This window comes from Oscillospiraceae bacterium, assembly GCA_025758045.1.
Taxonomy (GTDB): Bacteria; Bacillota; Clostridia; order Oscillospirales; family Ruminococcaceae; genus Gemmiger.
Genome location: CP107208.1, coordinates 559931 through 572336, shown reverse-complemented (window position 1 = coordinate 572336; position 12406 = coordinate 559931). Strand labels below are relative to the sequence as shown.

The window sequence follows — 12406 nt, the reverse complement described above, 5'->3', positions numbered from 1 at the left end:
GTGTGCTTATGAAAGAAGAAAAAATCCGTGTTCTGGCGTTACTGCCGACTGAGTACGCCAAGATGGTTACAATCGATAACACACTGGAAGCCATGCAGCAATTTGTCGGTGGCCTGATTGAGTGCCTGCCCATGGATGACCCGGAGGCAGATATTGTTCTGGTATGCAACGATGAGGGAAAATTGCTACAGCTGCCGCCCAACCGTTGGCTTTGGGGCGGCCAAGACCTGCTGGTCGGCCCGGCTTTTATCGCCGCAGGGGACGAGGAGGGCAACCTGTGTTCTTTGTCCGATGCCATGTTAGAAAAGTACACAAACCTGTTTAAGGAACCCATGTTCCTGGCCTGGTAACCCAAAGAGGGGACAGCATTAAGCTGCACCCCTCTTTTTTGCTATAAAATTGTGCGTTTTTGCACCACAACATTAGCCATTACTTGTCAGTATGGCGAAATATTATTTGCAATGTCCCCGAGACCCTGTTTACAATTGAAATAATTTGTCGAATATGGTAGAATTGCTGCATATAGAATCGAAAAGTGTAGAAATAATTAGAGAGCTGTCGATAGAGCGGACCAGGCATAGTACTACATATAGAAAACGTATATATACAATGATTCTAAAATGAATACGGAAATGACAAGGCGAGGGGGAGAAGACGATTGGAGTCTTCAGGAGGATACCCGCTCTTTGTGTTGGCCGAGATATTGATGAAAAAATTGAGTGGGATTGTGGAAAAAATTTATGAGTAAGAAACTTGCGATTGCGATGTTCGGACAGAAGCGATTATCGAGAGAAGGCGGAGTAGAAATCGTTGTCAAAGAGCTCTGCACCCGAATGGCACAGAGTGGCTGTGACGTGACCTGTTACAACAGGGCAGGCCATCATGTGAGTGGTGCAGAATATGACGATGCTGGTAAAACGGAGTACGAGGGAATCCGTCAGAAGTCTGTTCCGACCATTGAACGGCGTGGGGCTAGAGATATAATACGCGGCTGTCATAATAGGGACAAGGGTACGGCAGAGAATGAAAGGCTCCGCAACCTGAAGTTCATATTTTCTTACCCGAAGAATGAACGACTGATCTTTTTGGGTGGCAGAAATGCCACGCAGGAAGAAATCTCGACCATGAGGGTGGGGTGACAGCCAGCGGACAGGTGCACGAGCCTATCCGCTCTTTGTGTTGGCTGAGATGTTAATGAAGAAATTGAGTGGGATTGTGGGAAAGATTTATGAGCAAGAAACTTGCGATTGCGATGTTCGGACAGAAGCGATTATCGAGAGAAGGCGGAGTAGAGATCGTTGTCAAAGAGCTCTGCACCCGAATGGCGCAGAATGGCTGTGACGTGACTTGCTACAACAGAGCAGGCCATCATGTGAGTGGTGCAGAATATGACGATGCTGGTAAAACGGAGTACGAGGGAATCCGTCAGAAGGCTGTTCCGACCATTGAGCGGCGCGGGGCTAGAGATATAATAGGGTCAACCAAGAAAACCTACGATAACTAAATGGTTTTGACGGCTTGAGTTGTCCTTCAAATGTTTTATTTGTTGAAAAACTGCAAGAAGCGGGAAATCCTGAGGGTTATATGTAGGTGGCTTTTGGAAGCTCTGTTTTGACCCACAAAAAGGAGCAGCAAATAAAGATTGCAGGAGAGTTCAAGCCTACGGTGGATTGCCTTTGTGCGACCCGCCGTGGGTTTGTTGCTGTTTATATAGAAAAAGTGAGGAGTGCAGAATGTACATGAATGACGGAAATAAAACGAAAATCAATCTGAGAAACAAGAGCGTTTTTATCACGGGTGTAGCTGGTTTTATCGGCTCTAACCTTGCAAAGAGACTGCTCTCCACCGTAGAGGGTGTCAAGGTCGTGGGTTTGGACAACATGAACCACTACTATGATGTACGTCTGAAAGAAGCTCGTTTGAACGAACTGGAACAGTTTGAAAATTTCAGTTTTGTAAAAGGTAATTTGGCAGACAAGTCTGTGATTGAAGCTATCTTTGAGCAGTATAAACCGGAAATTGTGGTGAACCTCGGTGCGCAGGCAGGGGTTCGGTATTCCATTACGAACCCTGATGCTTATGTGGAAGCAAACTTGATTGGCTTTTATAACATTCTGGAAGCCTGCCGCCATTCTTACGATGAAGGACATACCCCGGTGGAACATTTGGTTTATGCGTCTAGTTCTTCCGTATATGGTAGCAATAAAAAAGTGCCTTACAGTACGGATGACAAGGTGGATAACCCGGTATCGCTGTATGCAGCGACCAAGAAGTCCAATGAACTGATGGCACATGCCTATTCTAAACTGTACAACATTCCTTCCACGGGTCTGCGCTTCTTCACAGTATACGGCCCTGCTGGTCGCCCGGATATGGCGTACTTCGGCTTTACTAACAAGCTGCTGAAAGGCGAAACGATTCAGATTTTCAACTACGGTAACTGCAAGCGTGACTTTACTTATGTGGATGATATTGTCGAGGGAGTTGTCCGTGTGATGAAGAAGGCACCGGACAAGAAGAACGGTGAAGATGGTCTGCCGATTCCGCCGTATGCAGTTTACAACATCGGTAATCAGAACCCTGAGAACCTACTGGACTTCGTGCAGATTCTGAGCGAGGAGCTGGTTCGTGCAAAGGTTCTGCCGGAAGATTATGACTTCGAGGCACACAAAGAGCTGGTTCCGATGCAGCCGGGTGATGTACCTGTGACCTATGCAGATACCAGTGCGTTGGAGCGTGACTTCGGATATAAGCCCTCTACCAGTTTGCGCGAGGGTTTGCGGAAGTTCGCTGAGTGGTACGCAAAGTTCTACAAATAATGAAGAATAGGAAAATAAACCGATGAAGTGTGTTGAGGTTTACAAGGAATTATATCATCAGGAGCCGTTTGATGTGGCGTTCTGCCCGTACCGTATCAGTCCGCTTGGAGCGCATATCGACCATCAGTACGGAAAAATCAACGGTCTGGCAATCGACAAGGGAATCCACATGGCCTACCACCCGAAACAGAATGGTGTGGTGGAGCTGCAGTCGCTGAACTTCCCGAAGCGTGCCCAGTTCTTTGTAAATGCAGTGCCGGAAGAAAAGCAGGGAGACTGGGCTGATCATCTGCGTGGTGCGGCAAAGATGCTGGGAGAAAAGTACCGCCTGAAAGTTGGTCTGTCTGGCATTATCGAGGGTAGCCTGCCGATTGGCGGTTTGTCCTCGTCGGCTTCGGTCATTATTTGCTTTTTGTCTGCACTGTGCAAAGTGAATGGTATCCATCTAGAGCCGATGGAGATGATTCTCACGGCGAAGGCCGCAGAAAACCAGTATGTTGGTGTTGCTTGCGGCAAACTCGATCAGAGTTGTGAGGTGTATTCCAAGAGAAATCACTTGTTGTACCTTGACACGAAAGATGATAGCTATGAGTTAATTCCAACCAGTGGGAAAATGAAACCTTATAAGGTGGCGATTTTCTTCTCCGGTTTGGAGCGCTCTTTGAAAAACTCTAAGTACAATCTGCGGCAGGATGAGTGCAAGGCAGCGGCCTATGCACTAATGGGCTATGCAGGGATGGACTATGACACCTTTGCAAATACCCGGCTGCGCGATGTGCCGTATGAGGTGTTTGAAGCCTATAAAGACCGTCTGCCAGAATTGTGGCGTAGACGCGCAGAACACTATTACAGCGAGTTTGCTCGTGCCGAAAAGGGTGCAGAACTGTGGCGTAAAGGTGATTTGGAAGGCTACGGTCAGCTGGTTTTCGAGAGTGGCAAATCTTCTATTTATAATTACGAGTGTGGCTGCGATGAATTGAAAAAACTGTATGAAATTATGGCTGACACTGATGGTATCTACGGTGGCCGCTTCTCCGGTGCGGGATTCAAAGGCTGCTGCATGGCGCTGATTGACCCAGACAAGGCCGAAGATATTGAAGCAAAGGTCACAGCAGAGTATCTGAAAGCGTTCCCGGCATTGGAAGGAAAATATAGCTTCCACTTGTGTGAGAGCGCAGATGGTGTTGAGTTATAAGAGGAGAGTACAGATAGATGAAATGCTTGATTTTAGCGGCGGGTTACGCCACACGGCTCTATCCACTGACCGAGAATTTCCCGAAGCCGCTCCTGAAAGTGGGCGAGAAGTCCATCCTTGATTGGTTGGTGGATGATCTGGTGGACACCACCGACATTGACGAATTTGTGGTGATTTCCAACCACAAGTTCGCACAGCATTTTGAGGATTGGAAAAGTAATAAGCAAAAGACGCGGCCTTATGAGATTACTGTGATCGACGATGGTACAAGCACCAATGAAACTCGTCTGGGAGCAGTCAAAGATATTCAAATGGCAGTAGAAAAACTGAATTTAGCTGATGATTTGCTGGTTATGGCTGGCGACAATGTGCTGAATTTCAGTCTTTCCAAGTTTGTGGAGTTCGCAAAGGAAAAAAATACCTCCTGTGTGATGTGCCATGAGGAAAATGAACTGAAAAAGCAGCAGAAAACGGCAATCATTACGTTGGATGGCAATGACCTGATTACCAGCTATGAGGAGAAGCCGAAAGAGCCGAAAGGAAATCTGGCTGTGCCGCCGTTCTACTGCTATCGTGCCTGTGATGTAAAGCGGATTCAGGAAGCACTGGACAATGGTTGCGGTTATGACGCACCAGGTAGCTTTGCCGCATGGCTGAGCAAGCAGACCCCGATGTACGCTTACGTTATGCCGGGCAAACGGTATGACATTGGCGATATTAACAGCTACGAGTATGTAAAGAGTGTGTTCTCAAGAAAAGTATACAAGGGAGAAAGTAATAATGAAGGAGTTTAAAGATTTGAAAATTGCCGTGGCCGGTACGGGATATGTTGGACTTTCGCTGGCAGTGTTGCTGGCACAGCACCATCAGGTAACGGCTTTGGATATCGTCCCTGAGAAGGTGGAGATGATCAATAACAAGAAATCTCCGATTCGGGACGAGTACATTGAGAAGTATCTGGCAGAAAAGGAGCTGGATCTGACTGCAACTCTGGATGCCAAGGAAGCGTATTCTGATGCTGATTTTGTTGTCATTGCAGCTCCTACCAACTATGACAGCAAGAAAAATTTCTTTGATACCTCTGCAGTTGAAGCGGTTATCAAACTGGTAATTGAGTATAACCCGGAAGCAATTATGGTGATAAAGTCCACGATTCCTGTTGGCTTCACAGCAAGTGTCCGCGAAAAATATCACTGCGACAATATTATCTTCAGCCCGGAATTTCTGCGTGAGAGCAAGGCTCTGTATGATAACCTTTACCCTTCCCGTATCATCGTTGGTACGGATGTAGAAAACGCTCGGCTAGTAAAAGCTGCACATACTTTTGCTGAATTGCTTCAGGAAGGTGCAATCAAGGAAAACATTGACACTCTGTTCATGGGCTTTACCGAAGCAGAAGCGGTTAAGTTGTTTGCTAATACTTATCTGGCTCTGCGTGTTAGCTACTTCAATGAACTGGATACCTATGCAGAGATGAAGGGACTGAATACTCAGCAGATTATCAACGGCGTCTGCCTTGATCCGCGTATCGGTACTCATTACAACAATCCCAGCTTCGGTTACGGCGGGTACTGCCTGCCCAAGGACACTAAACAGCTGCTCGCAAATTATGCCGATGTACCGGAGAACTTGATTGAAGCAATCGTTGAGAGCAACCGCACTCGTAAAGATTTTATTGCGGATCGGGTGCTTGAAATTGCTGGTGCTTATGAAGCAAATGATAGCTGGGATGAGAGCAAGGAAAAGGAAGTTGTGGTTGGCGTTTACCGTCTGACGATGAAGAGCAACAGCGATAACTTCCGCCAGAGTTCTATTCAGGGAGTTATGAAGCGTATTAAGGCAAAAGGTGCTACGGTCATCATTTATGAGCCTACCCTAAAAGACGGGGATACATTCTTTGGTAGCCGGGTTGTTAATGACTTGGATGACTTCAAGAAAAAGAGTCAGGCTATCATCGCAAACCGCTACGACAAGTGTCTGGATGATGTGAAGAATAAGGTTTATTCACGCGATATTTTCCAGCGCGACTAAAGGAGAAATAGATGATTATAAAAATATATCGTTTAGAAAATTGGTTATATAATCATCACCTAAAAATATTAGCAATAATAGTAAAGATGCTTGTTAGGGTGCTGTTTAGCGCAGTTATTCCGCCGTCAGTTTCCATTGGAAAAGGGACATTTATTACTTACCACGGTTTAGGTGTTGTAATGCATAAAAACACAGTGATAGGTAAGAATTGTTGCATTCGTCAACATGTAACAATTGCCGGCGGTCGGGGGGGGGTTCCCATAATAGGTGATAATGTAGAAATCAATGCAGGTGCAGTAATTGTTGGACCAGTACACATTGGAAATTATGTGCGAATAGGTGCAAATGCGGTTGTAATTCAAGATATTCCCGATAACTGTACCGCAGTAGGGGTTCCAGCTAAAGTAGTAAAGGTGTATGAACCCGAAAAAAACACGTTTTCAATTTAAATTATATTTGGAGGATATTAAAATGAAAAGTATTATGGTAACCGGCGGTTGTGGTATGATTGGCTCTAACTTGGTGAAGCGTCTAGTCAAAGAGGGATGGGATGTTTATGTGGCTGATAATCTTTGGCGAGGCAAGTTAGAATATCTAAATGATGAAAATGGAAAACCTGTCATTGATTTGGACACACATTTCTTTAAGAAAGATCTTTCTGTGTTTGAAGATGCAGAATCTGTTGTAGGTATTACAGACTATGTGGTCCATTTGGCAGATATTGTTGCCGGCATTGACTATGTATTTAGCAATCAAGGTGAATTGTTCCGTGTAAACAATTTGATTAATTCCAACTTATTTGCGGCATGCCGCAAGGCTGGGAAGGAAAAGGTCAAGGGTCTTCTGTACGTTGGGACAGTTTGTAGTTTTCCTCTGACTCGTCAGAATACGCTTAATCCGGAACCTTTGCATGAAGATGAATTATTTCCTGCATTTCCAGAGTCTGCATATGGCTGGAGCAAGCTCATGGGTCAGCTGGAAATTGGTTATTTGGAGAAAGAAACAGGCATCCCGTGTTGCACACTGATGTTCCATAATGTTTATGGTACGCCAACTGATTTTGGCGTACGCAGTCAGGTGATCCCTGCATTGATTCGTAAGGCTGTAAACTATCCGCAGGAGGACTTTGTGGTTTGGGGTTCTGGTGAGCAGGGACGTGCTTTTATTCATGTGAATGATATCGTTAATGCATTGGTGCTTGCACTTGATAAAGGCTGGGGACATGGCTGGATTCAAATTGGACCTTCTTACTGCACCAGTATTAAGGAAATTGCATATAAGGTTGCAGAAATCAGCGGAAAGGGAATTGAACCAAAGTTTGATACGACTAAGCCGGAGGGCGATAAAGCTCGGTGTGCAGATTACACGAAGGCCAAAGAAGTTCTTGGCTGGGAGCCAACTGTATCCTTGGAAGAAGGCCTAAGAGAATCCTATCGCTGGATAGAAAAACAGATTAAAGGATAATCAGGTAAATCAGTATAGGCTTCAGCCGTTAAAGACTGAAGCCTAAGTCTGTTTATTTCAGAAGAATATGAGGATTGATGATGAATACAGATATGATATATCAACGAAAACGAGATTTTGAAGTGTGCGGTGTGGTAGGCGTTTGTGCAACGACTAAACAAGAATTTGTAAAAGAAGTATTTTCAATGCCTACAACACCAGTTAGTGCCACGGTGGATCTAGTTGGCGTTCCGGCCATTATTTCAGCAAAAGAAAACCCTAAAATTGCGGAGATGTATAATAAATCTTCTATGGCAGCAATAGATGGCATGCCGATTGTAAAAATCGGAAGACGAAAAGGCCTTTCTTGTGATCGCTGTGCAGCACCAGATATTATGGGAGATGTATTTGCAGAAGGGATAAAGCAGGGAAAAACTCATTATTTCTATGGAGGAAAAGATGATGAGGTTCTTAAAAAATTAAGAAGTAATCTTGAAAAAGATTACCCAGGCATTCAAATTGTTGGAATGTATTCTCCGCCGTTTAGACCTCTTACTGAGGAAGAAGATAAGAAAATTTGTGATGAAATCAATAAACTTAGTCCGGATTTTCTTTGGGTTGGAATAGGAGCTCCTAAGCAGGAAATGTGGATGTGGCAACATCAAGAAAAAATACATAATACAGTAATGTTTGGTGTTGGAGCAGGATTTAATTTTTTTGCTGGAACATTAGATAAAGCGCCAGAATGGATGGAAAAGGCAAGCTTGGAGTGGTTGTTTAGGCTTTCTAAGGAACCCAAAAGGCTATGGAGAAGATATGTATTAGGAGGGCTCAAATATTTGTATTATACAGCAGAATATAATCTGAAAAAGACACGGTGAGGATTTTCATGGAAAGAAATATAAATGCCCCAAAAGTTCTAATGGTAGGTCCTGGGCGAGATGTAATGGGAGGAATTTCCACGGTAGTAAATTCATATTACGAATTAGGCTTAGAAAAAAAAGTGGAACTGCGTTATATTTCGTCCATGGAAGACGGAAATAAAATAAAAAAAATGATAGTTGCCTGTAGCTCGTATGTGAGTTTTTTGCGGCATGTAAACGAATATGACATTGTCCATATTCATATGGCGGCTCAGGCAAGTTTTACAAGAAAAAGTTTCTTTGTAAGAAAAGCAAAAAAAGAAGGTAAGAAAATAATCATACATCAGCATTCAGCGGATTTTGATGATTTTTATTTCAAACAATCTGATAGAAAAAAGCAAAATCAGATTAAAGAAATTTTTGCAATGGCAGATGTTGTGATTGTGCTTTCGGAAGAATGGGCTAAGTTCTTTGGAGATAATATTTGTGATTCCAACAAAATCGTTATCCTATATAACGGCGTGATTATTCCCAAATATGTAAAAGAAGATTATGCGGACAGAAAAGTGCTTTTTTTGGGGCGACTGGGCGAACGAAAAGGTTCGTATGACCTTTTAAAAGCGATACCTGCTGTTTTGCAAAAAGTGCCAGATGCACATTTTTATTTGGGCGGTGATGGTGATATTGCCCAAAGCAAAAAAATAATCGATGAAAATGGTTTGAGTGACTATGTTGAATTGCTTGGTTGGATAAGAGATGCAGAAAAAGAAGCGTATTTAAAAAAATGCAGTACATTTATTCTCCCTTCATATCATGAAGGAATGCCGATGTCAGTGTTGGAAGCAATGAGCTATGGATTGGCAACAATATCCACCAATGTTGGTGGTATTCCTCAAATTATTGAGAATAAAATAAATGGTGTTATGATTAACGCAGGTAATGTTACAGAAATAATAGATAGTTTGGTTGAAATCTTGTCAGATTCGAAAGTAAGAAGCAAATATGGAAAGGCTGCATATCAAACTATCAGAGAAAAGTTTAATGCGGAAGGTAATATTGAGAGGATGGTTAATATTTATAGTCATCTGATAGAAGAATAAAAAGCAGGTGCAAAAAATGAAATTAAGCTTAATTACAATGCAAGGAGTTTATAATTATGGCTCTGCATACTGTGTCAAACAGAAAGAGGAAAAGAACTGTTGTCACATACCCATATAGTTACAAAACCAGTAGATATGGATAATGCTATTGCGCATAATCACCAGCTAAATACACCATCACAAAAACCTGAAAATCGAAATGAATTTTTTGAGATGATTAAAAGTGGAAAGGCTTTTAATTACGCAGTATTTAAATGCTTTCCGAAAGAATGTATAAAACAGGAAGTAAAGAAAGTTTTAATACGTCTCCGATTAATAGGGGGGTAATGTGAATTGCGGGATACAGATTTATCAAAAAATACAGAGGAACACGAAATGAAAAAATATCATTTGTAATCTATGCCCTTAATAATGGTGGCGCAGAAAGAAGCTTAGTAAATTTACTGACAGAAATTGATTTCACTAACAGAGCAGGGAGAACTGGCAGATTGGGAATATTTAGCAAAGAAAAAAGAGATTCGGCAGAAAAGGCTTCGTATAACATCGTTTAAAATGGATACTCCCTAGAAGCACATCTGCAATTGCTTACAAAAGTATATGAAAGAAAGGAAGATCATGGTGAAACGAATGAAACGGATGGATGCTGACGCGTCAGTTAGAAAAGTCTGTTTTATTATGCCCAATATGGTAGGTGGCGGTGCAGAAAGAGTGGTCAGTGTTTTGGTCGGTCAGTTTGCCGATATGGGAATCGATACGACGCTGTATCTTGTAAAGCAAAATCTTGTGGAATATCCAATTAATCCGCAGGTCAAGCTGGATGTTTCGCGGTGCGGACGAAAAAAAAATCCAATCGCGCAGATTATGGACATTCGGAGCATAATGAAAGAGAATCCGGATGCAGTCTTTGTTTCTTTTTTGCCGTATCAGAATGTATACCTTGCGGCAGCGAGTGTGTTTTTGAAAAACCGAATTGTAGTTTCTCTGCGAAATGACCCACAGCGTTTGGAAGATGGAAATAAAATGCTTCAATTTGCCACAAGGATTGCTTTTAGGATGGCGGATGGTATTGTTTTTCAAACAAAAGATGCGTTGGATTTTTATTCAAAGGCGATTCAAAAAAAAGGCCGCGTTATCTTGAACCCTTTGCAAAGCAATTTCCCGGATTATAATGTACAAAATACAGAGAAAAAGATTATTACATTTTGTCGATTACAGCCTCAGAAGAACCTTCGGATGGCAATTAGAGCCTTCAAAGCGTTCCATGATGAAAATCCAGAGTATACCTATCATATTTTTGGAAAAGGCGAGGAAAAGGCAAATCTTCTGAAATTGATCGAAGAACTTGATTTACAGAAATGCGTTTTTATTGAAGCTTTCAAGAAAAATATTCTGGAAGAAGCGAAAAATTATCGTGCGTTTATGCTTACATCGGACTATGAAGGACTGTCTAATTCGATGATCGAGGCAATTGCCATGGGAATACCCTCGATTTGTACAGATTGTCCCATTGGCGGCGCACGGATGATTATTGAAGACGGCAAAAATGGTTTTTTGGTGCCTGTCGGAGATGAAAAGACACTCGTTCAAAAGATGAAAAAGATAACGGAGATGGATACATGTGTAGCTGTTTCGGAGAAGGCGAAAAAACTGAAAGAACAATTGGATGCGTGTGTGATTGCAGAACAGTGGTGCGAAGTGCTTTTTTCTTGAAGAATCGGAGAGGGAGAGAATGTTGAAAATATGGAATTATTGGTTGTAATGTCAGGCCTGAGCGGCGGTGGAGCAGAAAAGAGCCTGGTGTCCTTTTTGGCGACCCTTCAAAAAACACATGCAAAAGATGTCAATGTGGATTTGCTAGTTTTCAGACCGGAGGGACTGTTTCTGTCTCAGGTTCCGGAGAATGTTCATTGGATCTTCGAACCGAAAGAATGCTTTTGCATGAGTTATTCTATCACATCGGAAATGTTCTGGAAAAATGTAACAGGACGAGGTCTTGCGGGGAAAATCAACCACTATGTGGCGAATGCGCTAGAGAAGAATGAATCTGAACTAGATGACATCCAACGGATGTGGAAGCATTGGATCCCTTATATTCCAAAGTTAAAAAAGCATTATGATGTCGCAATTTCCTATATGCACGGTGCTACCAACTATTTTGTGATTGATAAGTGTAATGCGGATAAAAAATACCTTTATGTCCACCATGAGTATGAAGAGTTGATGGCAAATCAGGATTTTGACAGAGCATATTTTTCAGCGGCTAATGGTATTATAACGGTTTCGCCCAGATGCGTGAGCAGCATTCTGAAAGTGTTTCCGGAATTTAAAGAAAAAGTAGTATCAATCGACAATATTTTTTCACCGAGTTTGATTTGTAGCATGGCAGAAAAAGAGTATCCTGCGGAGTATAAAGATATCCCGAAAGATATGGTAAAGCTGGTTTCAATCGGACGGATGAATCCAGTGAAAAGATTTGATCGGGCAATTGAGGCTGCCAAAATTTTGAAAGATCACGGAATTGAGTTTAGATGGTTCCTGGTGGGAGAAGGCGAAGAAAAAGAAAAATTACAGGCGCTTGTTGAAAAGCTTGACTTGTTGAAAGAGTTTGTGTTTGTGGGAGTAAAGAGCAATCCGTATCCATACATAAAAAATGCAGATATTTTTGTTCAGACATCGGATAATGAGGGAAAATCGCTGGTACTTGATGAGGCAAAAATTCTGCACTGCCCAGTCGTAGTAACAAACTACATGACAGTGGCAGACGCAGTAAGCAACGAAAAAAATGGATTGATTGCAGATTTTGATCCGCAGTCAGTGGCGCAGTGTATTATGCGGTATGTACAGGAACCAGAACTATACAACAGGATTCAGAGAGAACTGGCATCCCATGAATATGGCAATGAGTCGGAAATTGAAAAATACATGATGCTCTGGAAAAAGTGAAAGCGTGAAAAA

11 protein-coding genes and 2 pseudogenes are annotated in these 12406 nt (G+C 42.6%); all 13 read left to right on the top strand.

The window, feature by feature from the left end:
- Window positions 1-8 precede the first annotated feature (8 nt).
- The 13 genes and pseudogenes from OGM81_02945 to OGM81_02885 all read left to right on the top strand — a co-directional run bounded on the left by OGM81_02945 (window position 9) and on the right by OGM81_02885 (window position 12394).
- Window positions 9-350 (top strand): DUF3846 domain-containing protein, encoded by a 342-nt coding sequence (locus tag OGM81_02945; GenBank protein ID UYJ44108.1) that lies wholly within the window; start codon window positions 9-11, stop codon window positions 348-350.
- A gap of 390 nt (window positions 351-740) precedes the next feature.
- Window positions 741-971 (top strand): annotated as a pseudogene (locus OGM81_02940) (glycosyl transferase family 1).
- Window positions 972-1228: 257 nt separating this feature from the next.
- Window positions 1229-1459, top strand: a pseudogene (locus OGM81_02935) (glycosyl transferase family 1).
- Between the two features lie 310 nt (window positions 1460-1769).
- Window positions 1770-2819, top strand: a complete 1050-nt coding sequence (locus OGM81_02930) for a GDP-mannose 4,6-dehydratase (GenBank protein UYJ44961.1) — start codon at window positions 1770-1772, stop codon at window positions 2817-2819.
- Between the two features lie 22 nt (window positions 2820-2841).
- Window positions 2842-4014 (top strand): GHMP kinase, encoded by a 1173-nt coding sequence (locus tag OGM81_02925; GenBank protein ID UYJ44107.1) that lies wholly within the window; start codon window positions 2842-2844, stop codon window positions 4012-4014.
- 17 nt (window positions 4015-4031) lie between these two features.
- The gene (locus OGM81_02920) at window positions 4032-4808 is read left to right on the top strand and encodes a nucleotidyltransferase family protein (protein ID UYJ44106.1); all 777 of its coding nucleotides are present in this window, start codon (window positions 4032-4034) and stop codon (window positions 4806-4808) included.
- A gap of 4 nt (window positions 4809-4812) precedes the next feature.
- Window positions 4813-6045, top strand: a complete 1233-nt coding sequence (locus OGM81_02915; GenBank protein ID UYJ44960.1) for a nucleotide sugar dehydrogenase — start codon at window positions 4813-4815, stop codon at window positions 6043-6045.
- 11 nt (window positions 6046-6056) lie between these two features.
- Entirely contained in the window at window positions 6057-6494 is a 438-nt protein-coding gene (locus OGM81_02910) for a serine acetyltransferase (protein UYJ44105.1), read from the top strand.
- Window positions 6495-6516: 22 nt separating this feature from the next.
- Window positions 6517-7509: an NAD-dependent epimerase/dehydratase family protein gene (locus OGM81_02905; GenBank protein UYJ44104.1), complete on the top strand. Its 993-nt coding sequence runs from the start codon at window positions 6517-6519 to the stop codon at window positions 7507-7509.
- Window positions 7510-7586: 77 nt separating this feature from the next.
- A complete protein-coding gene (locus tag OGM81_02900; GenBank protein ID UYJ44959.1) occupies window positions 7587-8369 on the top strand; it encodes a WecB/TagA/CpsF family glycosyltransferase in 783 nt (260 codons plus the stop codon).
- Window positions 8370-8377: 8 nt separating this feature from the next.
- Entirely contained in the window at window positions 8378-9451 is a 1074-nt protein-coding gene (locus tag OGM81_02895; protein ID UYJ44103.1) for a glycosyltransferase family 4 protein, read from the top strand.
- Between the two features lie 627 nt (window positions 9452-10078).
- Window positions 10079-11161: a glycosyltransferase gene (locus OGM81_02890; GenBank protein ID UYJ44102.1), complete on the top strand. Its 1083-nt coding sequence runs from the start codon at window positions 10079-10081 to the stop codon at window positions 11159-11161.
- 30 nt (window positions 11162-11191) lie between these two features.
- Window positions 11192-12394: a glycosyltransferase gene (locus OGM81_02885; protein ID UYJ44101.1), complete on the top strand. Its 1203-nt coding sequence runs from the start codon at window positions 11192-11194 to the stop codon at window positions 12392-12394.
- The last annotated feature ends 12 nt before the right edge of the window (window positions 12395-12406 follow it).

What these genes read in the sequence shown, in the direction of transcription:
- OGM81_02945 (UYJ44108.1), top strand. Translation starts at nt 9, where the DNA reads ATGAAAGAAGAAAAAATCCGTGTTCTGGCGTTACTGCCGACTGAGTAC.
- OGM81_02925 (UYJ44107.1), top strand. Translation starts at nt 2,842, where the DNA reads ATGAAGTGTGTTGAGGTTTACAAGGAATTATATCATCAGGAGCCGTTT.
- OGM81_02920 (UYJ44106.1), top strand. Translation starts at nt 4,032, where the DNA reads ATGAAATGCTTGATTTTAGCGGCGGGTTACGCCACACGGCTCTATCCA.
- OGM81_02910 (UYJ44105.1), top strand. Translation starts at nt 6,057, where the DNA reads ATGATTATAAAAATATATCGTTTAGAAAATTGGTTATATAATCATCAC.
- OGM81_02905 (UYJ44104.1), top strand. Translation starts at nt 6,517, where the DNA reads ATGAAAAGTATTATGGTAACCGGCGGTTGTGGTATGATTGGCTCTAAC.
- OGM81_02900 (UYJ44959.1), top strand. Translation starts at nt 7,587, where the DNA reads ATGATGAATACAGATATGATATATCAACGAAAACGAGATTTTGAAGTG.
- OGM81_02895 (UYJ44103.1), top strand. Translation starts at nt 8,378, where the DNA reads ATGGAAAGAAATATAAATGCCCCAAAAGTTCTAATGGTAGGTCCTGGG.
- OGM81_02890 (UYJ44102.1), top strand. Translation starts at nt 10,079, where the DNA reads ATGAAACGGATGGATGCTGACGCGTCAGTTAGAAAAGTCTGTTTTATT.
- OGM81_02885 (UYJ44101.1), top strand. Translation starts at nt 11,192, where the DNA reads ATGGAATTATTGGTTGTAATGTCAGGCCTGAGCGGCGGTGGAGCAGAA.